The sequence below is a fragment of the Duganella sp. sic0402 genome (genome assembly GCF_019219065.1).
GTDB lineage: Bacteria > Pseudomonadota > Gammaproteobacteria > Burkholderiales > Burkholderiaceae_D > Rugamonas.
Map to the genome: position 1 here is coordinate 493,924 of NZ_JAHUWK010000002.1, position 25,300 is coordinate 519,223.

Annotated in this window: 25 protein-coding genes; 6 read left to right on the forward strand and 19 right to left on the reverse strand. The window is 63.1% G+C overall.

Features of this window, described 5'->3' with window-relative positions; all coding sequences use genetic code 11:
• Nucleotide 1: 1 nt before the first annotated feature.
• From KW842_RS07795 to KW842_RS07885, 19 genes are all read right to left on the reverse strand, one after another.
• Nucleotides 2–517: a DUF3261 domain-containing protein gene (locus KW842_RS07795; RefSeq protein ID WP_218303755.1), complete on the reverse strand. Its 516-nt coding sequence runs from the start codon at nucleotides 515–517 to the stop codon at nucleotides 2–4.
• 35 nt (nucleotides 518–552) lie between these two features.
• Nucleotides 553–1,800 carry an NAD(P)/FAD-dependent oxidoreductase gene (locus KW842_RS07800; RefSeq protein WP_218303514.1) on the reverse strand — a complete coding sequence of 416 codons (1,248 nt, stop codon included), beginning with the start codon at nucleotides 1,798–1,800 and terminating at the stop codon, nucleotides 553–555.
• A complete protein-coding gene (locus KW842_RS07805; protein WP_218303515.1) occupies nucleotides 1,793–4,147 on the reverse strand; it encodes an MMPL family transporter in 2,355 nt (784 codons plus the stop codon). The genes KW842_RS07800 and KW842_RS07805 overlap by 8 nt, the downstream gene beginning before the upstream one ends.
• A complete protein-coding gene (locus KW842_RS07810) occupies nucleotides 4,144–4,752 on the reverse strand; it encodes an outer membrane lipoprotein carrier protein LolA (RefSeq protein ID WP_218303516.1) in 609 nt (202 codons plus the stop codon). Before KW842_RS07810 ends, KW842_RS07805 begins: the two co-directional genes overlap by 4 nt.
• A complete protein-coding gene (locus KW842_RS07815) occupies nucleotides 4,739–5,176 on the reverse strand; it encodes a thioesterase family protein (protein ID WP_218303517.1) in 438 nt (145 codons plus the stop codon). Before KW842_RS07815 ends, KW842_RS07810 begins: the two co-directional genes overlap by 14 nt.
• The gene (gene hutH / locus KW842_RS07820) at nucleotides 5,169–6,734 is read right to left on the reverse strand and encodes a histidine ammonia-lyase (RefSeq protein WP_218303518.1); all 1,566 of its coding nucleotides are present in this window, start codon (nucleotides 6,732–6,734) and stop codon (nucleotides 5,169–5,171) included. Before hutH ends, KW842_RS07815 begins: the two co-directional genes overlap by 8 nt.
• Nucleotides 6,721–7,674 carry an acyltransferase gene (locus KW842_RS07825; RefSeq protein ID WP_229223554.1) on the reverse strand — a complete coding sequence of 318 codons (954 nt, stop codon included), beginning with the start codon at nucleotides 7,672–7,674 and terminating at the stop codon, nucleotides 6,721–6,723. The genes hutH and KW842_RS07825 overlap by 14 nt, the downstream gene beginning before the upstream one ends.
• Nucleotides 7,659–8,402: a glycosyltransferase family 2 protein gene (locus tag KW842_RS07830; protein WP_218303519.1), complete on the reverse strand. Its 744-nt coding sequence runs from the start codon at nucleotides 8,400–8,402 to the stop codon at nucleotides 7,659–7,661. The genes KW842_RS07825 and KW842_RS07830 overlap by 16 nt, the downstream gene beginning before the upstream one ends.
• Complete coding sequence (locus tag KW842_RS07835; protein WP_218303520.1) at nucleotides 8,395–10,191, reverse strand: AMP-binding protein; 1,797 nt, start codon at nucleotides 10,189–10,191, stop codon at nucleotides 8,395–8,397. The genes KW842_RS07830 and KW842_RS07835 overlap by 8 nt, the downstream gene beginning before the upstream one ends.
• Nucleotides 10,184–10,729, reverse strand: coding sequence for a hypothetical protein (locus KW842_RS07840; RefSeq protein WP_218303521.1), 546 nt, complete (start codon nucleotides 10,727–10,729; stop codon nucleotides 10,184–10,186). The genes KW842_RS07835 and KW842_RS07840 overlap by 8 nt, the downstream gene beginning before the upstream one ends.
• 5 nt (nucleotides 10,730–10,734) lie before the next feature.
• Entirely contained in the window at nucleotides 10,735–10,986 is a 252-nt protein-coding gene (locus KW842_RS07845) for an acyl carrier protein (RefSeq protein WP_373925153.1), read from the reverse strand.
• A gap of 28 nt (nucleotides 10,987–11,014) precedes the next feature.
• A complete protein-coding gene (locus tag KW842_RS07850; RefSeq protein WP_218303523.1) occupies nucleotides 11,015–11,269 on the reverse strand; it encodes a phosphopantetheine-binding protein in 255 nt (84 codons plus the stop codon).
• Nucleotides 11,262–12,047 (reverse strand): 1-acyl-sn-glycerol-3-phosphate acyltransferase, encoded by a 786-nt coding sequence (locus tag KW842_RS07855; protein WP_218303524.1) that lies wholly within the window; start codon nucleotides 12,045–12,047, stop codon nucleotides 11,262–11,264. The genes KW842_RS07850 and KW842_RS07855 overlap by 8 nt, the downstream gene beginning before the upstream one ends.
• Entirely contained in the window at nucleotides 12,040–12,777 is a 738-nt protein-coding gene (locus tag KW842_RS07860) for a beta-ketoacyl synthase chain length factor (RefSeq protein WP_218303525.1), read from the reverse strand. The genes KW842_RS07855 and KW842_RS07860 overlap by 8 nt, the downstream gene beginning before the upstream one ends.
• 232 nt (nucleotides 12,778–13,009) lie before the next feature.
• Nucleotides 13,010–14,095: an ABC transporter ATP-binding protein gene (locus KW842_RS07865; protein ID WP_229223555.1), complete on the reverse strand. Its 1,086-nt coding sequence runs from the start codon at nucleotides 14,093–14,095 to the stop codon at nucleotides 13,010–13,012.
• A gap of 10 nt (nucleotides 14,096–14,105) precedes the next feature.
• Nucleotides 14,106–15,887 (reverse strand): iron ABC transporter permease, encoded by a 1,782-nt coding sequence (locus KW842_RS07870; RefSeq protein ID WP_218303526.1) that lies wholly within the window; start codon nucleotides 15,885–15,887, stop codon nucleotides 14,106–14,108.
• A 12-nt stretch (nucleotides 15,888–15,899) separates the two neighbouring features.
• Complete coding sequence (locus KW842_RS07875; RefSeq protein ID WP_229223556.1) at nucleotides 15,900–16,982, reverse strand: ABC transporter substrate-binding protein; 1,083 nt, start codon at nucleotides 16,980–16,982, stop codon at nucleotides 15,900–15,902.
• 25 nt (nucleotides 16,983–17,007) lie between these two features.
• The gene (locus tag KW842_RS07880; protein ID WP_218303528.1) at nucleotides 17,008–17,985 is read right to left on the reverse strand and encodes a tripartite tricarboxylate transporter substrate binding protein; all 978 of its coding nucleotides are present in this window, start codon (nucleotides 17,983–17,985) and stop codon (nucleotides 17,008–17,010) included.
• The gene (locus tag KW842_RS07885; protein WP_218303529.1) at nucleotides 17,985–19,049 is read right to left on the reverse strand and encodes a porin; all 1,065 of its coding nucleotides are present in this window, start codon (nucleotides 19,047–19,049) and stop codon (nucleotides 17,985–17,987) included. The genes KW842_RS07880 and KW842_RS07885 overlap by 1 nt, the downstream gene beginning before the upstream one ends.
• A 196-nt stretch (nucleotides 19,050–19,245) precedes the next feature.
• Here KW842_RS07885 and KW842_RS07890 point away from each other — a divergent pair, with 196 nt between their 5' ends.
• From KW842_RS07890 to KW842_RS07915, 6 genes are all read left to right on the forward strand, one after another.
• Nucleotides 19,246–19,950: a response regulator gene (locus KW842_RS07890; protein ID WP_218303530.1), complete on the forward strand. Its 705-nt coding sequence runs from the start codon at nucleotides 19,246–19,248 to the stop codon at nucleotides 19,948–19,950.
• 44 nt (nucleotides 19,951–19,994) lie between these two features.
• Nucleotides 19,995–21,425 carry a sensor histidine kinase gene (locus KW842_RS07895; protein WP_218303531.1) on the forward strand — a complete coding sequence of 477 codons (1,431 nt, stop codon included), beginning with the start codon at nucleotides 19,995–19,997 and terminating at the stop codon, nucleotides 21,423–21,425.
• Nucleotides 21,426–21,448: 23 nt separating this feature from the next.
• Complete coding sequence (locus tag KW842_RS07900) at nucleotides 21,449–21,790, forward strand: ribonuclease E inhibitor RraB (protein WP_218303532.1); 342 nt, start codon at nucleotides 21,449–21,451, stop codon at nucleotides 21,788–21,790.
• A gap of 80 nt (nucleotides 21,791–21,870) precedes the next feature.
• Nucleotides 21,871–23,301: a sensor histidine kinase KdpD gene (locus KW842_RS07905; protein WP_218303533.1), complete on the forward strand. Its 1,431-nt coding sequence runs from the start codon at nucleotides 21,871–21,873 to the stop codon at nucleotides 23,299–23,301.
• Complete coding sequence (locus KW842_RS07910) at nucleotides 23,291–23,854, forward strand: hypothetical protein (protein WP_218303534.1); 564 nt, start codon at nucleotides 23,291–23,293, stop codon at nucleotides 23,852–23,854. Before KW842_RS07905 ends, KW842_RS07910 begins: the two co-directional genes overlap by 11 nt.
• Nucleotides 23,851–25,254, forward strand: a complete 1,404-nt coding sequence (locus KW842_RS07915) for a sigma 54-interacting transcriptional regulator (protein ID WP_218303535.1) — start codon at nucleotides 23,851–23,853, stop codon at nucleotides 25,252–25,254. Before KW842_RS07910 ends, KW842_RS07915 begins: the two co-directional genes overlap by 4 nt.
• Nucleotides 25,255–25,300 lie beyond the last annotated feature (46 nt).

Below are 25,300 nucleotides of genomic sequence, written 5' to 3' on the forward strand. Positions count from 1 at the left end.
GCTAGGTCTCGGGAGCAAACTGTATCGTGAGCTTATAGTGATATCGCAGGTTTTCCAACACCACCGTACCGCTCCAGCGTGGCTCGCCGCTGTAGACTATCTCCATAATAGGCTGATCGGCAAGGTACACGGTGCGCTTGCGGCCCTGCTCCGCCACGCGCCAGCCGGCCGGCAATGCGGCGGCGACGGCGTCGACAGGCCACAGCGTCAGTTGCATATCCTCCAGCACATCCTCGGCGCGTACCTGCGACGGCAACATCAGGTGGCGCCACGAAGTCAGCTCCTTGCCGTCGTAGCGCAAGGTCAGCACCCGCTGGCCAAAGGCCAGGCCGACCACGTCGATCGCATCAGGCTCCACCTGCAGCGCGACATCCAGGTCGTCGGTGCGGCCGTTGCGCTCCACCTTCAGGTGCTGCTGCACGCTGATGGAAGCGCCCAGCGCCGCAGGCGCCAGCCTCAGGCCAAGGCGAGCAGCTGGCGGCGGCTTGGTGGCGCAAGCGACCAGCGTCAACGCCATCGCCACCACTGCGGCGGCGCGCCAGCGGTGCGGCGTCAGGAGCACAGCGCCTCCAGCGCAGTCAGCCGGCGCGAGGTTTCCTTCACCAGCGGGTTGCTCTGGTCCCAGGCGTAACCGGCCAGGATGGACGCGATCATGCGCTTGACGTCCGGCTGTTTGTCTTCATGGAAGATGATCTTCTGGAAGCCGCCCGCGTACCACGACTCGACAAAGGCGCGGAAGGTATCCACGCCCTTGCGCAGCGGGACGCCGTAATCGGCCTGCCAGTCCACCGTCTCGCCAGCAAACTGGCGCTGCAACGCGGCCGTCGCCAGGCTGGCCGACTTGAAGGCGATGGTCACGCCCGACGAGAACACCGGATCGAGGAACTCGCCGGCATTACCCAGCAGCGCATAGCCCTGTCCCCACAGCTTCTCCACATTGGCCGAATAGCCGATGATCTGCCGCGCTGGCGTGTCCCAGTTGGCGTTGGCCAGCAAGGCGTGCAGCGACGGTTCTTCTGCGATGATGGCGCGCAGGCGTTCGGTCGGCGTGCCTTGATAGCTGTCCAGGAAGCTGGTCTCCGCCACCACGCCCTGCGAGCAGCGCCCGCCGGCAAATGGAATGGTCCAGAACCACACATCGCAATGTTTAGGATGAACCGTGACGCGAATCTTGTTGCGGTCAAAACCAGCGGCACGGATACCGTCATCAACGTGCGTGAAGATGGCGCCGCGCACCGGGAAATTGGACGGCGTTTCCAGTTTCAGCAGGCGTGGCAGGATGCGGCCGAAGCCACTGGCGTCCAGGATGAAGCCAGCATTCACCACATACTGCTGGCCATCCGGGTCCTTGACGGTGACGCGTGCGCCGCCATTCGCGCCCTGGCCCAGTTCAATATTCATCACCTCGTGGCGATAGCGCACTTCCGCGCCGAAACGCTCCGCTTCGCTGGCCAGGATGTGGTCGAAGCTGGCGCGCTGCACCTGATAGGTGGTGCCCCAGCCTTCCGAGTGCTTGTCGCGGAAATCGAAATCGGTGTAGCAGCCATCGCGCATAAAGGCGGCGCCGTTTTTGAACTGGAAGCCCGCCTCCACCACCGCCTGCAACATGCCCGCCTGCTCAAGGTAGGCCATGCTTTGCGGTAGCAGGCTCTCGCCGATGGAAAAGCGCGGGAACTGCTCGCGCTCGATCACCAGCACTTGCCGCCCCTGCTGACGCAGCAAGGCCGCAGCAACCGAACCCGCAGGCCCGGCGCCAACGATCAGGATTTCAGCGGTTTCGATCTTCAATGCGTCACTCATGTCTGCTTTCTCGGGTAGTAGAACCAAAACAAGGAACAATCAGCCAGACTAGCGCAGTCCCCAGCAGCATCGTCAGGCCGAACGCCTGCAATGCCGGGGTCGAGCTCAAGCCCAGCAAGCCAAAGGACAAAATCGTATTCGCGGCCGACATGCCGACCGCCAGCCATGGCGTATGGTCGCGCCGGTCCGGATGCTCTTGCATGAAGATGCCGTAATCGACGCCGACGCCCAACAACAGCATCAGGGCCAGAACATGGAATAGCTGCAGGTTCTGCGACGCGTAACCGAGGATGGCCAGCGTGGCAATACTGGCCAGCGCGGTCGGCGCCAGTACACGCCAGGTACGGCCGCGATAGCGGCGGAACAGCAGGCCAAACACCACAAGGTATGCAGCCGCCACCACCCAGCTCATATACGCGCGGTAGCGGCCCAGCACGGAAGAAATCTCGGCGACCTTGTCCACCCACTGCACGCCATCCAGGCCTTCCGCCGCCAGCAGCACCTGCGGCGCGGCGGCACTGCTTAAGCCGCGCAAGGCCACGATGCTGGCGTAAACCCCGTTGCTCTCGCCCAGCCACAGGTGACGCCACGGTTCGCTGGCCGGCGATTGCAGGAAAGCTTCCAGCGTCAGCGGCGTGCCGGCAGCCAGCAATCCGCTGCGGGTAGCGTCGATCCATTGCGCATCTTCGCCCGCCTGCGCGGCGATGCCTTTCAGCGGGCCATCGTCAGCCAGCAGTTTTTCTTCGATCAGCGCGCGGCGCACGGTTTGGGCATGCGCCGACGGCACCCAGTTGGACATGGCCTGATAGCCGGACAGGCGCTTGGCCTCGATCAGCGAATCGAGCCGCGCTTTCAGGTGCTCTTCGCGCTCCAGCACCGCTTGCACCGACTCGCCGCGCACCAGGAAATACTGCACAGGCGTCGGCGCATCCAGCAGCTTGCTTAGTTTGATCTGGTCGTCGATCAAATGCCTGGACGGGTTTTGCAGCAAGCGGATATCATCATTGGCGCCGAGGCGGCTGATGCCGTAGCCGGCCGCCAGTATGAACACCACGGCGGCCACCAATGCGGCGCGGTTCAGGCGCAGCAACGGCCAGCGTTGCAGGGCCGCACCGTAGACACGCACCAGGCCACCGCTTTTCAAGGTGCGGCTGCCGATCAGCACCGGGAACCAGCACACCACCGTCAGCCAGGCGAACACCAGGCCCAGCGCCGAGAATACCGCCATCTGGCGCAGGCCGGGGAACGGCGTCAGGCCCAGGCCCATATAGCCGATCACCGCAGCCAGCAAGGTCAGGCCCAGCCCAGGCAACAGGCGTTTCAGCAGCGCCGGCGAATCCAGCTGCTCATCGGCCGCCAGGCGGTTGCACAGGAAGTAGATGCCGTAATCCTGCGCCACACCGATCAGGCTTGCGCCGAACACCAGCGTCATCAGATGGATATGCCCAAACAGCATCCAGCACACCGACAAGGCGCCCAGGCAGCCAATGCCGATCGACAGCAGGATCAGCGAAATCGGTTTAAAGGAATGGAAGGCGAACCACATCAGCAGAATGATGCCAAGCAGCGAGCCAATGCCGATGGTGGATGCTTCGCCGCTGGCCTGGCCGCTGGCGTTGGCCGCGTGCAGGATCACGCCAGCTTGAATCAGCTCCACGTTTGGCGTGGCTTTGCGCGCGGCCTCGCTGGCCTGCTTCAGCAGCGGCAATACAGTGTCCTGCGCCGTCATCGACAGCGCGGGCACTTTCAGCGTCATTGGCAGCAGCACGTATTGGCGCTTGTCGTCGGCGACGAACAGATGGCCGTCGCGCGGCCGCACCGGCGTTTCCAGCGCGCGCTCCTGCACCCAGCCTGCAAACAGGCCGAAAGGATCGTCCTGCCAGGCGCCCAGCTTGGGACCGCCGAAAGGCGCATACAGCTTGGCCAGCGCAGCATCCAGCCAGAACTGCGACGGCTGCTGATGCAGCTGCGCTTCCTGCTGCGCCGTCAACAGCGTCAGGCGGTGCTGCTGAAATAGCGACAGCCAGTCGTTCTGGGTTTGCTCATTGACCGGTGTCGATTCAAAGACATCCTTGCGTCCCGCCAGCACGGCGCTGTAGGCATCGGCGGCGCGCGTGGCGTCCTGCCAGTCTTCTGCGCCAACCAGCACAATCAGGCGCTGCTGCGCCGCGTCGACCATGTGGCTGAACGACGCCTGCAACACCGGGTCGCGCTCCTGAACCGGCAGCAGCGCCATGATATCGGTGTCCGGCACGATACGCTTGACTGCCCACAGATAGGCGTTATGGCCCAGCAGCAGGCACACGGCCAGCAGCCACAGCAGCGCGAGTTGACGGGTGCGCGTCAAAACAGCGCCGCTTCTTCTTTGCTCATCGCGCTCTCGCCAGTCTGGATGGCGGAAAACACAATGGTGGTGCGGTCGCCACTCGATTCATTCATGACGATGGATTTGACGTAGCTGCCGCCTTCCAGCTTGATGGTGCCGATGGCTTTTTCCAGCGCCGCCTGGCGCGGCTTCAGCGACACGTTCCAGCTGTTGGCGTCCACATTGCCATCGCCGTCAAACAGCGTATCCAGCTGGCCCAGATCGCCGGCCAGCAGCGAGAACAGCACATTATTGATGACTCGGACCGTCGGTTCGGTCTTGGCGTCCAGGCGCATCGCCACCCGGTCGCCCTGGTAGTTGACGATTTCGTCGCGCGTCAGCCGCAGCGTGCTCGGGAAAGGCTTCAGCGTGCGCCACAGCACGCCCTTGCCCGCCACCACACAGAAGCGCCCCTCGGCGGCCAGCGGTTTCTTCATGCCGGCCAGGTTCTTGGTCTGATCAAAACGTCCGCACATCACGGAAGGCTTGGCCAGCATGGCCTGGATTTTAGCGACGGGTACGGCGGCCTGCGACTGGCTCATCGCCAGCAGCGACAGCACTGCGACAGCGTACTTAATCTTGTTCATGTTTGATTCCCAGTTTTTCAAACAGCACCGGAGGCGACACGAAGCACATCTCCTTGGTGGCGATATCGACGGCGACCATGGTGGTGGTGGCGCGGTTCAGGCGCTTGCCGGTTTCCGCGTCGGTAATCAGGTAATCGATCTTCAAACGGTTTTCCCATTCAACGATGTCGGCACGCAGCTTGAGCTTCTGGCCAAAAGTGGCCGATCCCACGTAGCGCAGCTGCATGTCGATCACCGGCCAGGCGTAGCCGGACTCCTTCATTTGCGGGTAGTTGTAGCCTATCTTGTCAAGCAAGGCGCAGCGCACCACTTCCAGATATTTGACGTAGCGGCCATGCCAGACAATTTCCATCGGATCCAGGTCGAAAAACTGCACCTGCATCTCGACTTCCGCAAACCAGCGGCTTTCCTTGGCTTTACGCATACAGATCCCATGCCTGGCTACGGATGCGCTCCAGCAGCAGGCGCAGGTCTGGTTCAAGGCGGCGGTCTTCTTCCACCGGCTTGATATCGGCCGCCAGCGCCGCTTGCATCTCCGCCAGCGCGGCCTGCGGTTGCAACTCCGGACTGGCCGCGACGCGCAGCCATACGCCCTGGCGCACAGTGATCAGCAACGCGGCAACCACTTGCTCCGTCAGTTCCAGCACGCGCAGGCAGTCGCGCGCGGCGATGGTGCCCATGCTGACCTTGTCCTGGTTGTGGCACTCGGTCGAGCGCGAGAATACCGACGCCGGCATGGTCAGCTTGAGCGCTTCCGCTGTCCACGCCGACGCACTGATCTGCAAGGCCTTCAGACCGTGATTGATCGGTGCGCGCGCGCCGGTGGCGCCCGACAGATTGGCAGGCAGTCCATGGTTGTAACGGCTATCGACCAGCAGCGCCATCTGGCGGTCCAGCAGGTCGGCCAGATTGGCGACAGCGTTCTTCATGCCATCCATGGCGAAGGCGATGTGGCCGCCGTAGAAGTGGCCGCCGTGCAGCACGCGTTCGTTGTCGGCATCGATCAGCGGATTGTCGTTGGCGCTGTTCAGCTCATTTTCAATCGAGCTGCGGAAGAATGGCATGGCGTCGGCCAGCACGCCGATCACATGCGGCGCACAGCGGATCGAGTAGCGGTCCTGCAGGCGCTTGCCGTTGCGTTCCCAGGTATCGGTCGGCAGGTCGCTGCGCAGCCACGCCGCCACCTGCTGCATGCCGTTGTGCGGCTTGGCCGAGAACAGCGTTTCGTCAAAATGGTGGGCATTGCCGTCCATCGCAAACGATGCCATGGCGGTGATGCGGGTGGTCAGCCTGACCAGGTAGTCGGCGCGATCGTACGCCAGGCAGGCCAGCGCCGTCATTACGGCGGTGCCGTTCATGATGGCCAGGCCTTCCTTCGGGCGCAGGCGCAGCGGCGTGATGCCGGCTTCCTGCAAGGCTTGCGCCGCCGGTACTTGCACGCCATCGCGCCACACTTCGCGTTCGCCGCACAGCACCGCCGCCAGGTAGGACAGCGGCGTCAGGTCGCCGCTGGCGCCGACCGAGCCTTCGGAGGGAATCAGCGGCAGCAGGCCGGCGTCCAGCAGGCGGGTAATTTGCAGCAGCAGCTCGACGCTGACGCCGGAATAGCCTTTGCTCAGCGACGCCAGGCGCGACGCCAGAATCGCACGCGATTGCGCAGGCGTGAAATACTCGCCCAGGCCAACGCCGTGGTAGGTGTACAGGTGATGCGGCAGGTCCGCCACCAACTCCGCAGGAACGGTCACAGTGCAGGAATCGCCGTAGCCGGTGGTCACGCCGTAAATCGTGCCATCTTCGCGCAGCAGGCGTTCGAGGAAGTCGGCGCCGCGTGCGATGGCGGCGCGGAACGCAGGATCGTCCGACAACACGGCCGTGGCGCGGCCTTGCGCGATGTCGACGATGTCTTCGATCGTCAGGCGGTTGCGGTCGAAGCGCACGGTGCGCGACGGCTTGTCGAGTTGGGCAATGTCAGCGAGATGCATCTGGGCGTTCCAATTGTGGTGAGTGCCAAAAATCATAATAGTTAAACCACTGCAGCGGCGCACGCAGGCAGTAGTGTTCCAGCCGTTGCGCGTAACCGGCGGCCAATTCGTTGAATACGGCGTCGCGGCCGGTGCGTGGTATGCGCACCGCCTCGCGGAAGCGTTCGAAATATACCGCCGCGCGCTTGCCTTCGCGGATGGAGAACAGCAGGTAAACCGGGCATTGCAGCACACTGGCCAGCACATACGGGCCGACCGGGAACGCTGCTGGCGCGCCGATGAAGTCGGCCATTGCCACGCGCGGATTGTGCGACACCGGCACGCGATCGCCGGCGATGACGACAAACTCGCCGCGCGCTACGCGCTCGGACAGCAGCATGGCGGTGGCGGGCGACATTTCCGTCACCTGCATCAGATTCATCTGGCTGGCGGGATTCAGCTTGCCCAGCATATCGTTGAAGGCCTGCGCATGCTTGGTGTGCACCAGCACCGTCAGTTTGATGTCATGCCGCTGGCGCGACAGAACGCGGCACAATTCGAGGTTACCCAAGTGGGCGCAGATCAGCAGGCCGCCTTTGCCTTGCGCGACCGCGTCGGTAATCAGTTCGCCGCCGTGCAGTTCGACGCTGTCCACTTTGTACAGGCCGCCCCACAGCAGCATCTTGTCCAGGATGCTCTCGCCGAATGCAGCAAAGTGGCGCAGCACGCCGGGCAGCTTGCGACCGGTGTAACTGGCCACGCGCCGCAGGTATTCCTGCGATGCGCGGCGCGGCAGCGGCTTGGTCAGCACATACCAGCCGAGGATCGGGTAGAGGAACATGCGGAACGGCCAGCGGCCGAAGACGCGGCAAATCCAGAACAGCAGGCGCATTCCAGCCACGAAGCTGATCTCGTTGATCGAAGCCCAGTGCAGTCCGCGCGCGCTCATCGGGGTTGCCATTTTCGCGCCAGCAGTTTGGGGATGCGCGGCAGCATGCCGAAGAACAGCACGGTGTGCATCCAGGAGATCAGCACGTTATCCCGCCATACGCGGAAGTGCGAGACGCCGTCCGATGGATAGGAAACCCGGGTGCCGAGATTGATCACTTGCAGGCCATCCCAGAACAGGCGCACCAGGATGTCGGTGTCGAAATTCATGCGTTTGCCGATATGGCGGCGCGCCGCCAGCGCATTCACTGGCGCGACCGGATACACACGGAAGCCGCACATGGAATCCTTGATGTCGAACGACAGTGTGTTGATCCACACCCAGATGTGGGTCGCATAGCGGCCGTACAGGCGCGCTTTCGGGACCGATTCATCATAGATGGGATGGCCGGCGATGATGGCTTGCGGATGCGCCGCAGCTTGCGCCAGGAAGGCCGGTACGTCGCCGGTCTGATGCTGGCCGTCGGCGTCAATTTGCAGCAGATGGGTGTAGCCCAGTTCTTCTGCCTTGCGGAAGCCCGCCAGCACAGCGGCGCCCTTGCCCTGATTGTGCGGCAGACGCACCAGCGTAACTTGCTCCGCATGTTCACGCGCCAGCGCATCCAGCACGGCGGCGCAGCCGGCATTGCTGCCGTCATCGACCAGTAGGATCGGTACGCCATGACGCAGCAAGCCTTCCAGTACAGCGCCGATGGCATGTTCGTGGTTGTAGACGGGGACCACGATGCAGGGTTTAAACATCGGCGTCCTCCAGCATGACGCGGCCGCTTGCATGCTGGCCGGCTGCGGACATATAGCGGAAGTTCAGGCTGTTCCTGGCGGTGTCGTGGATCAGCTCCAGTTGCACCGGGGTCTCCGGCTGAATCACTTGCTGGAACTTGAGTGCATTGATGCCTTTGAAGCGGGCCGGCAGCGTGAAAAACTGGCGGCCATAGTGCATGGCCCAGTCAACCTGCACCACGCCCGGCAGGATGGGCGCGACATCGAAGTGGCCGTCGAAGTACAGCAGGTCAGCCGGCGCGCTAATCTCCAACAGCACGCGTGGCGGCTCGCCCGCTGCCGAGCGCTCCAGCTCGCGCAAGCGCGGGAACCTTGGCCGCCCATCGCCGATGGCAGCGGCAGCCATGGCGGCGGCTTCGTTTCCGTCATCACTGCGCGCCAGATCCTGCAGTGCGGCTAGCGTGATCTTGCCTTGCGCGTTGACCGGCATCTGTTCAATGTAGCGCCAACGGCGCGGCAGTGCGACGGCTTCCACCATGGTCGACAGGACGCCACGCAATTGCGTGTTGAGCGCGTTCTTGCCTTGCTCTTCCAGCAGCGCGCGGCCAGCCGGCGTCAGCACGATCAGCGCGGCGAGGCGCTGGCGCTCGCCGGCTGCTGGTTCGCACAGAATAACGCGCGCTTCGGCCGCCAGGCCGGATGCCAGCAATGCGGCCTCCATCGCTGTCAGCGAAATGCGCTTCTCTTCTATCTTGACGATGCGGTCCGCGCGGCCCAGCAGCAGGAAGCGCGCCGCGCCACCGTGCACTGTGCGTTCCGCGCGGTCGGCCAGTGCCAGCCAGTCCTCATCCGGCAGATGCGGCGAGCGCACCTCCAGCGTCGCGTCATCTTCGTTGATGCGCCAATCGACCGTGGGGAACGGCAGCCACGAATCGTCGCCGCAGCGGCTGCGCTGCCGCCAGGCGATGCCGCCAGTCTCCGAGCTGCCATACACTTCAATCGGCACTTCACCCAGCAAAGCGCCGGTCGCAAATGCAGTTTCCTCCGGCAGCGGGCCACCGGACGAGAACACGCCGCGCAACGTACGCGCCGCACCGCTCCAGTCCAGATGCTCTGGCAAACGTTTCAAGTGGGCCGGGCTGGCGACCAGTATGCACGGACTGGCGGCCATCGCCGGCGCCAGCTCTTCATGGAAAGCGATGCTCAACGCATGAATCGCGCGCGCGCTGCTCAAAGGCCACAGCACCTTGAACAGCAAGCCGTAGATGTGCTGATGCGACACCGTCGCCAGCACTGCGGCATCGCCAACGGCGCGGCCGAACAGTTGCTCCAGCGTGGCTACTTCGCTGGCAATTTGCGATAGTTTTTTAGGGATGGCTTGCGCCGTTCCCGTGCTGCCGGAGGTGAATACCACCAGCGCTGGCAAGTCGCCCGACAGCCGGCTGAAAAGCGCGGCGTCATCATTCGCCGCGTCGCGCGGGTTCAGCGGATGCAACGCCGCCGGGAATTGGCCCAGGAAGCCATCAACTTGCGCGCGCAGCGAAGCACAGGTCGCCTCCAGCGTGTCCGCGCTCAGCCAGATGGTTTTACCGGCATGCCATGCACCTAGCAACGCCGCGCCGAATTCAATGCTGTCATCCAGATACAGCGCAAAATTTCGCCCCGCCTGCGCGCGCAGCAGTGCATGCCAGTCGCGCACACGCGCCAGGAACTGTGCACTGCTGACCGCCACACCGGCGCGCCAGCCCACCAATCCATGCGCAGGCCGCGCCGCAATCGCGGCGGTTAAATCTTCAATACGGTCAGACATGATGCAAACGCTTGAAACGCAAACGAACCAGATACTCGGCGCCGAACAGCACCGCCATCAGCACGTAGGAAATCACCCCGGTATACAGCGACCACACCGCCTCCGACGCCCACAGCGCGGTGCCCAGCGCAATCGCGCCATTGACGATAAAGAAGCCGCACCATACTTGCGTGACAGTCCGCATATAAGCCTGCGCCACCGGCGGAAAATCGCCGCCACGCAGACGCGCCATGCGCTCCACGGCCGACATCGGCGTGGTCAGGCTATAGCCGAAACCGGCCAGCAGCGCCATACTCACCAGCACCGGATACAGCTTCAACGGCAGCAGCATATTGCTCCAGATGGCGCAGGCCACCAGCACCAACGCGCCGGCCACCGACCAGCGCGCAACGCCGCTCAGCTTCAAGGCCGGCAGGCGTGTCGCGGCCGCCAGCAACAGCACGCCAGCCAGCCAGCGCGGCTCCACCTGTCCGTGCCCGAACCAGATCGCCAACGGATACAGCAGCGTAATCGCCGCCGTCAATACAGTCATCGGCATTGTACTTATGCTGCCTGCTCCGTCATACCGGCCAGCGCATCGACCACGTCACCGATGGTACGGATGGTCTTGAACACTTCCGGCTGCAAGCGCTTGCCGGTCAGTTGCTTCAGCTTCACCGCCAGATCGACCGCGTCAATGCTGTCGATATCCAGATCGGAATACAGGTTCGACTCGGCCGTCAGCTGAGCCTTGTCGAGTTCAAACATATCAGCCAGCAGATCGACCACCCAGGTCTGCAGCTGCTCTTTATTCATTTCGCTCAAGTCAATCATGGACAACCCCTTACTTTTTTCTATGGCTTTCAATCATCGCAGCCAACGCCTGCACCGAGGCGAAATGACGGCGGGTATCTTCCGAATCTGCGGACAGAGAGATCCCGTACTTCTTTTGCAGCGCCACACCCAGCTCCAGCGCATCGATCGAATCGAGGCCCAGGCCTTCGACGAACAACGGCGCCGCGCTGTCGATATCGTCGGGCGTAATGTCCTCCAGCTGGAGCACATCGATAATCAGTTCCTTCACTTCCAGTTCAAGCATGGCTTTGATACTTCCCCGTAAAATAATTTTGTAAAAACTCGGTCAGCTGCCGCGCCGCCATCACTTCGCTGGCGCCGCCTTCGGTAAAGCGGCTGACCGCCACATCATCCTGCACATCAATGCGCATCAGCACCCGGCGCGGCGGCACGCGCCACCATTTCTCGCCCTTGCCCAGCGTGACCGGCTCGCAGCGGATCAGCACTGGCGTCATATCGCGCGCACCGCGCACCGCGATATTGGCTGCGCCGCGTTTCATGCTGATGACACCATTGCCCGGCGTGCGCGTTCCCTCCGGGAACACGATCAGGTTATTGCCACGCTCCAGCGAAGCGATGCAGTCGTCCACCAGCTCCGCACCGCCCTCGTTATTGATGTAGCCCGCAGCCCGCACCGGTCCGCGCGTGAACGGGTTGTTCCACAACGCGCCTTTGACGATGCAGTCGGCGTTCTTGACGAAGGCCATCAGGAACACGGTATCGATCAGCGTCGGGTGGTTCGCCAGGATCAGCAAGCCGCCGCGCTCCAGCTTTTCCAGTCCGCTGATCTCGTAGCGCAGCACGCCCAGTGCGCGCATCAGGTCCACATAGGCGCGGAAGGCGCGGCGTATCACCGTGCGCGCCGCCGCTACCCGGCGTTCGGGCCGCCGCACCATCAGGTTCAGCAACGGGAACACAGCCAGCCGCAGCATCAGGCCGCCGACGCCAAACACCACAAAACTCAAACCTGTCGCAACCACCCTCCAGTACAGTCCCAGGCGCACCAGCAGCGCCTCAAGCATCGCGGCTCCAATGCCAGCGCAGGCGGCCATCGCAGCGTTCCATGCTGCGCGCGCCACTGTGATGGAAGGCCGCCACGCGCAGGCCGCCCGGCAGGTCGTCCTGCGGCACGTCGTCGCAGGCGTTCCAGTTCAGCGCCATCGCTTCGCCATCATCATTACCGTCAGTCATCAGCCATGCCCACGCAAAAGGCTGTTCTTCGCAGGACTCGAATGGCGTGAACAGCTCCGGCAGCGGACAATCGCAGGCCACCAGCAGCACCGCAGGCGCCCCGTCAGCGAGCAGGCCACAGGCTTCAATCACCGCATGCTCGATGGTCGCCGCACCGGAAGCCAGCGCGATGTGATTGGCGCGGTCTGCGCGGGCAATGGTGAACAGGCCGGGAATCGCGTTATGCACCGCCATGCCGAAAGCCGTCGGCGACAGCGCTTCGCCTTTGGCCAGATCGGTCAACAGCTCCACCGCGCGCGTCACGTCGCCATGGCGCGAACAGAATACAGTGGGAACATCGCCACGGCCATCCAGGCACTGATACGCCACTTCCAGCGCCATCTTGCCGAGGAAGCCGGCGCGCCGGCGCAGCATCGGCGGCATCGCCTTCACACCCGGCTCTTCACCGGGAGCGATGGCAAACGGCGCCTTAGACCAGGCGGCCCATGCTTCATGGGAGGTCAGGCCGGGCGCCCATTGGGCGTGCCGGGCGATAGAGAATCGAACGCCAGGGGAGCGCATGTGATTAGATGTTCCAGAATATGTCAGCTAGCGTACTTTTCAAATTATAAACTACGGTTCAGCTAGTTCGCCTCAAAAAATGGATACAAAGCAACTGTTTTGTTGTTCCTTATCGAAAGATGCGCACGGTTTTAGGGGAATTCTCTCAAAAAACCACCATTTTTAGCAGAAAACAATAAAAAAGGCGGCCCGCACGATTGCGGCGCCGCCTTTCCCGTTCTGGATTTCCTCCTCAGAATACCCAGAGCTTTTCCTTGGGCAGCTGCAGCCAGTAGCGTCCCGCATCCAGCCGGTACTTGGAATAGGCGCGCAAGGTGGCACCGCTGCCTTCGTCCTTGAACAGGCACTCAAACCGGTCACCGAGGTACATGCAGGTCAGCAGCGGCAGTGCAATGGCGTTATCCACCTGTTCCGCGCTGACTTTGACTTCCTCCACGCGGATGATGGTCGTGCCCTCGCCCGCGCCGGCGCCGCGCGCGGTGGCCTGCAGGCGCGCGCCATTGATATCCAGCTGCACATGCACGCCGTCGCGCTGCACCACCCGCGCCGACACACGGTTATTACTGCCCATGAACTCCGCCGTGAACAGGCTGTCCGGCGTTTCGTACATGCTTTGCGGCGTGCCTTGCTGCTCGATCTTGCCGTTATTGAGCAGCAGGATGCGGTCCGAAATCGCCATCGCCTCGGCCTGATCGTGCGTGACCATCAGCGCCGACAGTCCCAGGCGCACGATCAGCTCGCGCAGGAAGGCGCGCGCTTCCTCGCGCAGCTTGGCGTCCAGGTTGGACAGCGGCTCGTCCAGCAGGATCACCGGCGGGTTGTAGACCAGCGCCCGCGCAATCGCCACGCGCTGCTGCTGGCCACCGGACAGCTGGTGCGGATAGCGTTCCGCCAGATGGCCGAGGCCGAGGTTTTTCAGCACGTCGCCGACCTTGTCCTTGATCTCGCTGGCGCCCAGCTTGCGCAGCTTCAGGCCATAGGCGACGTTCTCGAACACGGTCTTGTGCGGCCACAGCGCATAAGACTGGAACACCAGGCCCAGGTTGCGGTTCTCGGCCGGCATCTCGAAGCCGCGCGTGCCGTCGTAAACATTGCGCTCACCGATGTCAATGGTGCCGGCCTTCGGGCTTTCCAGCCCGGCCACAGCGCGCAACAGCGTGGTCTTGCCGCTGCCGGATGGCCCCAGCAGTGCCACCACTTCGCCCTTTTGCAGATGCATGGAGACGCCCTTCAGGATGGGATTGGCGCTGGCGCCGCTGCCATAGTCCAGGTGCAGCTCGTTGACGGTCAGTTCGTTGGTCATGATGTCTCGTTTCATAATAGTTCTCTTAGTTGTGCAGCTTGACGCCGAAACGCAGCGCGACACCCAGGCCGATCGCCACCAGCGAGATGTTGATGAACGATAGTGCCGCCACCAGATCGGTGGAGCCGGTGGCCCACAGCGACACCAGCATCGCGCCGATTACCTCGGTCCCCGGCGACAGCAGGTACACCCCGGTCGAATACTCGCGTTCAAAGATCAGGAACACCATCAGCCAGGCTCCCAGCAAGCCGTACTTGATCAGCGGGACAGTGACATCGCGTGTCACCTTGCCGCGCGTGGCGCCAACCGCGCGCGCCGCCTCTTCAAGTTCCGGCCCCACTTGCAGCAGCGCGGTCGAAATCAATCGCATGCCGTAGGCCAGCCACACCACCGAATACGCCAGCCACAGCGCGAAGATGGTCGAGCGCAAAGAGCGCAGCACCGGTATCGCCTGTTCGCTGAGCCACAGCGCCAAGCCGTTGTCCATACCGCGCAATATGCCATCCAGCCAGCTCGGCACAAACAGGAACACCCACAAGAAGGACAGGCCGGCCAGCAGGCCAGGCACGGCGCGCGGCACCAGCACGCTGTAGTCGAGGAAGCGGGTAATCATGTCCGGCTTGCGGTGCATGGCCAGCGCGATGGCGCAATAGCAGATCACCGCGCAGGCGCCGCCGATCACGCCGATCAGCACCGTGTTGAAGATGCCGCGCACCAGCGCAGGCTGATCGAGGATCTCGCGGAAGTGCTGCAAGGTCAGCACATCGCCCAGATGCACGCCCTCCCCCCAGTACTGGACGAAGGAACGCAGTACGATGCCCGACATCGGCATGATGATGGTGAACATCAGCCAACCGAAGATCAACGCAAACGCCAGCCACTTCCAGCGGCCCAGCGGCATCGCCTTGGAGCGCGCGCCCTTGCCTTTGATCGAGACGAATTTATTGGCCGACTTCAGCAGCCAGCGCTGCACCATCACCAGCGGCATGGTCACCATCACCAGGCACACCGCGACGGCCGCCATCAGGTGATACGACGGTGTACCCAGCTTGTTGGTCAGCTTGTACAGATAGGTGGCCAGCACCATGTGGCCTTCCGGGTCGCCCAGCACCAGCACCAGGCCGAACACCTCAAAGCCGAGGAAGAACACCAGCACGCCCGCATAGGCCAGCGCCGGTGTAATCATCGGCAGCGAGACGTTGAACATGACTTGCAGCGGCGAGGCACCGCTGACGCGCGCCGCCTCCTCCACATCAGAACCCAGGCTTTTCAGCGCCGACGAAGCGTACAGGTAGACGTGCGGCACGTGCGTCAGGCCGGCGATGACCACGATGCTGGTGAAGGAATAGATATTCCACGGAATGAAGCCGAGGATGTCCTTGGCCCATAGCGAGTAAAAGCCCACCGGTCCCATCGCCACCACATAGCCGAAGCCCATCACCATCGGCGAGACGAAGATCGGCACCAGCAGCATCGGCGCGATAAAGCCCTTGCCCGGCAGGTCGGTGCGTATCATCAGGAAGGCCAGCATGCCGCCCAGCGGCACGGCGATCAGCGCCAGGCCGGCCGCCAGCCAGAAGGCGTTCTTGAAGGAGACCGCGAAATCGGGATCTTCAAAGATGAAGCGGTAGGCATCCAGGCCCAGCTCCTTGGCCGGCATGAAAAACGGCGCGTTCAAAAAGCTTTGATAGAAAATCAGGAACAGCGGCAGGAAGATAACGCTGGCGGCCAGCGTTACCACCACACCGCGCGGCCAGTTGAGGCGAATGCCGCGACCTGGCCGGCCGGAGTGAGCGAGTGTTTGCATGGTGGTTGCCTCTTACTTTTTACCTGCGGTGTCTTTCCACTGCTTCAGGAAGGCCATGCGCTTGGCAGGCCCCAGAAATTGCAGCAGGATAGGATGTACCGGCACCGGCTTGATGTTGTCCTTGCCGATCTGCTTGATCAGGTCCGCCGAGGTGGTTTCACCGGTGACGTCGGCGCGGATCGCAAACAGCTTGGAATCATTGGCGATGATGGTCTGGCCGCGATGCGACAGCATGTAATCCAGCCACAGCTTGGCGGCATTGACATTCTTCGCGCCCTTGTTGATGAAGAAAACGCGCGACATCACCAGCGTGTAATCCTTCGGCAGTACCACACCAATCGAAGGATCAGCCTTGGCGCGCACCAGCGCGTAGGAGCCCAGCACGTTGTAGCCGATCAGGTTCTCGCCGGACGAGATGCGCTCCATCATGGTTCCGGTGGATGACTGCACGCGCACCCTGGCCACGCCAAAGGCGTTTTCCATGTCGAGGAATTTCGGATTCTCGCGCGCATCCTGGGTCATGAACATGAAGCCGACGCCGGACTTTTCGATGTCGTAGGTGGTGACCTTGTCCTTGAACTTCGGCTGCTGTATCAGCTTGGTGAAGTCGGCGTGCGTCTGCGGTACTTCCTTGGCGTCGACCAGGCGCTTGTTGTAGACAATGGCGGCCGGCTCGAAGGTGGTGCCGTAGGCTTTGTCATCCCACACTGCCCAGCCGGGAATCTTGGCCGCTTCCACCGACTTATATTGCAGCGCATAGCCGTCCGAAGCTAGGCGCATTTGCAGATCCATCGCGGACGACCACATGGCGTCGGCGGTATTGCCGCCAGCCGCCACTTCGGAGATGAAGCGGTTGTACACCTCCGTGGAATTCATGTCGTTGTATTCCACCGTAATGCCAGGGTACATGGCGCTGAAATCCTTGATCAGCGGCTGCGTGGCCTTGCTGTCGGTGGCACCATAGATCACCAGCTTGCCCTCTTTTTTGGCGGCGTCAATGATCTTCTGATAGTCGGCAGGATAGCCCGCCGGCACCTGCGCAAAGGCGGAACCGGCAAAAAACGCGCATGCGGCGGCCACAGTATGTTTCAACATTATCGTAATCTCCATAGGTTTTAGTTCAGCGCACCAGTCCCAGTTCGGTGGCGCGCTTGCCGTAGTCATCCACGGCTTTCTTGACATAGGCCGCCAGCGCATCGCCGGTCAGCCCGAAGGGATACAAGCCAGATGTCGCTCGCATTTGTGCAAATTGCGGACTGGCCAGCACACGTTCGAAATGCGAAACCCACTGGCGATACTCGGCGTCCGAGGCATGAGGCCCCATCCACACGCCGCGGATGATCGGCCACACGACATCCACGCCCTGCTCACGCGCCGTGGGTACGTCAGCCAGTACGCCTGGCAGCCGCTGTTCGGACAGCACCGCCAGCACACGGGTGTTTCCGCTGGCCGAATACAGCGCGGCCTCGCTGGCATCGCCCGACACCACTTGCACAAAATTCGCGTGCATGGCGGTGAAGGCTTCGCCGCCGCCTTCCAGCGCGACGAAGCGCAGCGCTTTGGGATCGATGCCGGAGGTCTTGGCCAGCAGCGCCATCTTCACCCAGTCCTGGCTGCCGATGGTGCCGGATACGCCGATCAGCACCTTCTTCGGATTGGCTTGCAGCGCCGCCACCAGGTCGCGCAAAGTTTTGTAAGGCGAATCGGCGCGCACCGCGATCATGCCGTAATCCGCCCCCAGCGCCGCCACCCAGCGCACATCCGATGACTTCACCTTGCCGAACTTGCCCTGCGCCAGATTCAGCAGCGAGCCACCCGAAAACGCCACCAGCGTATTCGGTTCGGTGCGGCGGCCGGACACCAGCGAATGCCAGGCCACCGCGCCGATACCGCCTGGCAGATAGCTGATGTGCATATCCGACGGCGGCGGGTTCGGCGTATCACGCAGGCCGAACAAGCCTTTCTGCGCCAGCTTGCAGGTCAGGTCCATCGCGCCGCCCGGCTTCGACGGCACAATGCACTCCAGCCCTGCCGCCTGGGCCGCCAAGCCCATGCACATCAGGCACAGCGCGCAGATCAATGCCAGCAAGGTTTTCATCAGTAGCGGTGCTGCATGCCGATGGTCAGGCCGCGCTGGCTGGTGCCATAGCCGGCATCGTCGCGCGACAGGCCGGTGAACTGGCCGTTCTTGGCCTTGGCGTAGGCGGCCGTCACGTGCAGGTCGGTGCGTTTGGACAGCGCGTAGCGGTAGCGCGCTACGTACATGGTCGGATCAGCATCCTTGCCGGCAGCGACGTTCTTGACGTTGACGTGATACACCGCACCGGTCAGCGTGGTCACGGCATTGGTCTTGTAGGCGATGCCGGCCCAGGTGGTAGTGGCGTCGACATCGGCGGTCAGCGCCTTGCCGGCCACCAGTTTGTAATCGCGCAGCACTGCCCACAGCTTGACCGGGCCAGTCTCGTAATTGGCGCCGACGTGCCACACGGTGTTTTTGTCGCGATTGCCGGTGGCGGCGACGGTGTTGCCGTTATTGCGCTCCCAGGTCGCCATCAGGTTGGCGCCGCCGACTTTGTAGACGCTGGTGAAGCCGATCTTGGCGCTGTCCTGAGTGCCGGTGGTCTGCTCGCCGGCGGCGTAGTTGGCGCCGATCTTCCAGTCGCCAAAGCTGCCGGCGTATTTGATGATGTTGTCGTATTGGGTGGTGAAGCCGTATTTGCTTGGGCCGGTCGCCGGGCCAGAGGTCGCCCACGAGTAGTACGGCGCAAAGCCCATCGGATCGAAAGAGATCACCGTGTCATAGGTGCTGGTGAACGAACGCCCCACCACCACCCGGCCGAAGGCGCCTTCCAGGCCGACGTTGGCCTGGCGCTTGAACAGCGCGCCATCCTGCGCGCCAGTGTCCATCAGGATGCCGCCTTCCAGGTTGAATACCGCTTTCAGGCCGCCGCCCAGATCTTCGCTGCCGCGCAGTCCCCAACGCGAGGTGTTCATGCCGCCTGAGATCACGCGGGTCATGCTGCCGCCGGTTGGGGTCTGGTTATTGGCATTTTCCATGCCGACGTCCAGCAGGCCGTACACCTGCACATTGGATTGGGCGTGAGCGCTACCGGCGGCCGCGCACAGCGCCAGGACCGCGAGGGTCAACGGGGAATGCTTCATGAATTGTCTCCAAATATAATTTTATGTGTTGTCTGATTTTTGCAATCAGGGTTCCACTATAGGAGCGTCAATCTTTCAATTGTCTTTCAATGTCTCCAGATCACCACAATCACGGCGGGGGCTTCCCTTTTGCCTTCCGCCGGTCCATGATGCTGGCCTCAACCCTGCACTTATTTAACCGAACTGGCAAGTCCTCATGCGCATATTGTTAGTTGAAGACCACACCGAGTTGCAGCACTGGCTGGCCAAGGCGCTGCGCGATGCCCATCTGACGGTGGAATGCGCCGACAACGGCGCCGATGCCGACGCGCTGCTGCACACGCAGGATTATGCGCTGGTGATACTCGATCTCACGCTGCCGCGCATGGATGGCCTGGAGGTGCTCAAGCGGCTGCGTGCACGTGGTGGCCCGCGCGCCAAGACGCCGGTGCTGATACTCACCGCACGCGGTGGTGTCGAGGACCGCGTGCAGGGCCTGAATATGGGCGCGGACGATTATCTTGCCAAGCCCTTCGAGCTGGCGGAGCTGGAAGCGCGCGTCAAGGCGCTGCTGCGGCGCAGCGTCGGCAACGAAATCCTGGTGCACAACTGCGGCGCGCTCAGTTTCGACACCATCACCCGCATGTTCAGCTACGGCGGTAATCCGCTGGCGCTGACGCCGCGCGAGCATGCGGTACTGGAAACCTTGATCACCCGCACCGGCCGCGCCGTGCCGAAAGAAAAACTGTTCGATGAAGTGTTCTCGCTTGGCGACGACGCCGGCCTGGACGCCATCGATCTGTACATCCACCGCGTGCGCAAAAAGCTCGACATGGCCGGCCCCGACGCCGCCGTCATCACCACGCTACGCGGCATCGGCTACCTGCTACAGCCGCGCGCCGCCACCGGCGCACCGGCCTGACCGGCGTGGCGCCGCAACTGCTCCGTTTCCGCCGAGCCGGCGACATGCAGGGCAGCCTGCGCGGCCAGTTGCTGCGCTGGCTGCTGGGGCCCTTGCTGGTGCTGGTGGCGCTGAACACCATCTCGGTCTATCGCAACGCCAGGGATGCGGCCGACGTGGCCTACGACCGTTCGCTGCTGGCGTCCACGCGCGCGCTGGCGGAACGGGTGTCGGTGGTAGATGGCAAGGTGGTGGCCGATGTGCCCTACGTGGCGCTGGACAGCTTCGAAACCGACACGCTGGGCCGTATCTACTACAAAGTCACTGGCATCAACGGCGAAACGGTATCCGGCTACGCCGACCTGCCACAGGTACCGGCCGACGTGCCGCGCTCCGACGCCTATCCGGCGCTGGTGCGCTTCTATCACGCCAGCTACAACGGCCAGCCGATCCGCATCGCCGCGCTGCTGCAACCGGTGTATGAGGATTCGATGCGCGGCATCGCGCTGATCCAGGTCGGCGAAACGCTGGAAGCGCGGCGTGTGCTGTCCAACCAGATCCTGTTCGACACATTAACCTGGCAAGCCTTGCTGCTGGCGGCGGTAGCGCTGCTGGTATGGTTTGCAGTGCGACTGGTGCTGCAACCGCTGATGCGACTCAAGAGCGCGGTTGAAACGCGCGGCCTGAATGACGCCTCCGATGTCGATCCGACGCTGGTGCACAAGGAAGTGCGGCCGCTGGTGGCGGCCCTCAACAGCTCGCGCTCGCGCATGCACATGCTGATCAACAGCCAGCGCCGCTTTATCGCCGACGCCTCGCACCAGCTACGCACGCCGCTGACAGTGCTGAAAACCCAGGCCGAACTGGCGCTGCGCGAATGCGACCGGCCTGGCGCCGATCCAGAATTAAGCAAGGCTGCGCTGCGCGAAATTGTGCACAGCATGGCTGCCACCACCGACTCCACCGTCAACCTGGCCAACCGCCTGCTGACGCTGGCGCGCATCGAATACCGCAGCGCCGACGCCGGCGAGCACAGCGCGCCGGTGTCGCTGCGCGCGGTCGCCCGCCAGGTCGGACTGGAACTGGCGATGGCGGCGGTGGCCAGGCAGATCGACCTGTCGCTGGAAGCGGAACAGGAAGGCTTGGTGCGCGGACAGGCGATGCTGCTGCACGAGATGCTGGCCAATCTGGTCGACAACGCGCTGCGCTACACGCCCGTCGGCGGCGCGGTGGCGCTGCGCGTCAGCGAGAACGCCGGCAGCGTCACGCTGGAAGTGGAAGACAATGGTCCCGGCATCGCCGCTGCCGAGCGTGAGCGTGTGTTCGCGCCGTTCTACCGCGCCGCCGCCACGCTGGAGCGCAATCCCGGCGGCCATGGCCTCGGCCTGGCCATCGTACGCGACATCGCCACGCTGCACGGCGCCGCCATCACACTGGACGATGCCAGCGGCAGCCATGGACTGAAAGTCAGCATCAGCTTCAACGCGGTAAAATAGCGGCCTCACTTCAAGGAATACCAATGATTAGCAAAGAAGAAATGGTCACGCTGTTTGATGACATGAAGGCCAACGCGCCATGGGATATCAGCAAGCCGCTGCTATGGGGTTACTTTTTCGCCGACGCCGACAAGGCCAAGCTGGAAGCCGCGCAAACGCTGCTGGCGGCCAAGGGCTACCAGGTAGTCGGCATCTACGACTCCAAACCGGAAGGCGACACGCCGGCGCTGTGGTGGCTGCATATCGAAAAAGTGGAAAAGCACACGGTTGATACGCTGCACGCGCGCAACCAGGAATTCTACAAATTCGCCGAAGAACAGCAGCTCGAATCCTACGACGGCATGGACGTCGGCCCCGCTGCCTAAACCCGTGTAGCGCAATCGAACAGGCCAATTCGGCCGTTTGGCCATATTATTCAGTCAATATGGCCATTTTTTAACCCACGATGCTCTCGAAACTCTCGTTTCGCCAGTTGTTGCTGGGCGTCTTTTTGCTGATTGCCGTGCTGCTGAGCGCCGCCTCGCTGCATGCCCTGTGGACGCTGGACCGCCTGGCCGCCCACAGCCGCGACAGCGGACGCCACGCGCTGGCGCTCACCGAACACACCCAGCAATTGGCGGAACGCAGCGTCGCCATGACGCGCAGCGCCCGCCAATACCTGGTGCTGGACGATCCCGCCTTCCGCAAGCGCTATGCCGACGCCTGGCGCGATGCCCGCACCTCGCTGGATACGGTTGCCGCTGCCCTGCCCTATACGCAAGCCGAGCTGTTCGAGCGCTGGCGCCTGGCCGGCGAACAGGCCTGGCAAATTCTGCAAGCGCCGTCGCGTCCCGGCAGTGGCCGCAGCGCGCGCCAGCAGGCCCTGGAGAAGGCGCTGGGCGCGCTGCCCGAGGTGAACCAGCAACTGGCCGACGAAGTCAAGGATGAAGTCGAACGCCGCAACAGCGAACTGCTGGCCGAGCTGGACCAGCGCCGCGCCATCCTCAAAGCCCAGGTGATCGCCTCGATCCTGCTGGCGGCGGCCTTGGCCTCGGGCTTCGGCCTGTGGCTGTCACGCCCATTGGCGCAGATCGAACAAGCCATCGATACGCTGGGCGAGAACCGCTACGACCAAACCATTGTCGTGCGCGGTCCAAGCGACCTGGAGCGCGTCGGCCAGCAGTTGAACTGGCTGCGCCAGCGGCTATCCGACCTGGAAGCCGACAAAGCGCGCTTCCTGCGCCACATCTCGCATGAGCTCAAGACGCCATTGGCCGCGCTGCGCGAAGGCGTGGCGCTGCTGGAGGATGGCGTGGCCGGTGCACTATCGCCCGATCAGCGCGAGATCGCCGGCATCCTGAATCAAAACACTGCTGCATTGCAGTCGCAGATTGAAGCGCTGCTGCGCTATAACACCGCCACCTTCGACGCACAGCATCTGCACCGCCAACCAACCGATATGGGCGCGCTGCTGACCCAGGCTGTCGACAGCCAGCGCCTGCAATGGCAAGCCGCGCAACTGAGCGTGGTCACCGAAGGGTCTGCCGCGCAGATCGCCATCGACGCCGACAAGATGGCGATCGCGATCGGCAACCTGCTGTCCAACGCCGTGCGTTTCAGTCCGCCCGGAGGATTGATCAGTTTTCGCCTCGGCGAACTGGATGGCAAGCTGCTGCTCGATTGCATCGACCAGGGGCCAGGCGTGGCGCCGGAAGACGCGGCGCGTATCTTCGAACCGTTTTACCAGGGACAGCGGCAGCCGGCCGGCGCGCGCCGCGGCAACGGCATCGGCCTGTCCATCGTGCATGAATACGTGGCCGCGCATGGCGGTCTATTGAAACTGATGCCCTCGCAGCGAGGCGCACACTTCCGCATTGAACTGCCTTATGAAATCTAATACCCTTATTTTCCTGCTGGCCTGTCTGAGCTTGTCGGCCTGCACACTGAACTCGCCGATACCCGACGATCCGCCACCGCCGCCGATGCCTGCGCCGGTGATCGAAGTGGTCACCGCACCGCCTCCGCCGCCGGATGAGATCGGCCCGCTGCTCAGCTATCACCAGTCGCTGCGCCGCATGAGTCAGGGCGAACTGCTGAAGGAATTGAGTGGCCTGGGTCTGCAAAAACGCAGTCCGCGCGTGGCGATCCAGATGGGCATGGCGCTGATGCTGACGCGCGGTGGCGGCGACCTGGCGCGCGCACAAGCCCTGCTCGACAGCGTGGCCACCTCGGTCGAGCTGGAAGCTGCGCCCTACCGCCCGCTGGCGCAGCTGTTGTCCAGCAATTGCGCAGAAACGCGCCGTCTATATGAACATGCCGACAAGCTGGCTGTGCAACAAAAAGAAAACCAGCGCCGCATCGACCAGTTGAATGAGATGCTGGAAGGCTTGAAAACGATCGAACGCACATTGCCGGCCCGCCCGGCGCCAACGCCACAGGTGACCAAATGACGACCACACCCCAGGGCCAGGGCGCCCATCTGCTGCTGGTTGACGATGACGATGATCTGCTGCGTCTGCTGTCGATGCGGCTGACCGCCAACGGCTACCGCGTCACCGCCGTCGGCAGCGCCGAGGAAGCGCTGACGCGGCTGTCGATGGAGCTGCCTCGTCTGGTCATCAGCGACATCCGCCTGCCGGAGCGCGACGGCATGTGGCTGTTTCAGGAAATCCGCCGCAGCTACCCGGCGCTGCCGGTCATCCTGCTGACCGCGCACGGCACGATTCCGGATGCAGTGGAAGCGACCACGCTGGGCGCCTACGCCTATCTGACCAAGCCCTTCGACGCCAAGACGCTGCTGGAGCGCATCGCCCAGGCACTGAGTCTGGCGGCGCCGGTAACGCACGCCGATGAAGGCGACCAGGCATGGCGCTCGGCCATCATCAGCCGCAGCCAGTGCATGGACGAGCTGCTGGCCGAAGCGCGGCTGGTGGCCGCCTCCGACGCCAGCATCCTGATCCGTGGCGAAAGCGGCACCGGCAAGGAGATGCTGGCACAAGCCATACACCGCGCCAGCCGGCGCGCCAAAGCCCCGTTCATCGCCATTAATTGCGGTGCGATTCCGGAGGCGCTGCTGGAGTCGGAACTGTTCGGCCACGTCAAGGGGGCTTATACCGGTGCGGTCGGCGCGCGCGAAGGCCTGCTGCAAGCAGCCGATGGTGGCACGCTGTTCCTCGACGAGATCGGCGACATGCCGCTGCTGTTGCAGGTCAAGCTGCTGAGGGTGCTGCAAGAGCGCGTGGTGCGCCAGCTGGGTTCGGACGTGGCCAAGCCGGTCGATGTGCGCATTCTGTCGGCCACCCACCGCGACCTGGATGCGGCCATGCTGGAAGGCCAGTTCCGTGAAGACTTGTATTACCGCCTTAATGTGATCACGCTGACCTTGCCGCCGCTGGCGCAGCGGCGCGAGGATATCGCGCCGCTGGCCAATCAATTCCTGCAGACGCTGGCCGAAAAATACGACAAGACCGTGCGCGGCTTTGCCCCGGACGCCATGGAGGCGCTGACCACCTCGGCCTGGCCGGGCAATGTGCGCCAGCTATATAACGTGGTCGAACACGTATGCGCGCTGGCGACCGCACCGCTGATCCCCTTGTCGCTGGTGCAGCGTGCCTTGCGCGTGCCTTCGCTGGAGGTGCTGAGTTACACCGAGGCGCGCCAGCGCTTCGAGCGCAACTACCTGGTCCAGCTGCTGAAACTCACGGATGGCAATGTTGCCGATGCGGCCCGCCTGGCCGAGCGCAACCGCACGGAGTTCTATCGTCTGCTGCAGAAACACAATCTGGATGCGAGCCTGTTTCGCGGTGATGTCGCCACCGAGCGACAAGACGAAACACTTAAAAATCAATGACTTAATTAATAGCTTGCCGCTATCGTCGCTATTTCCCGACAAATCC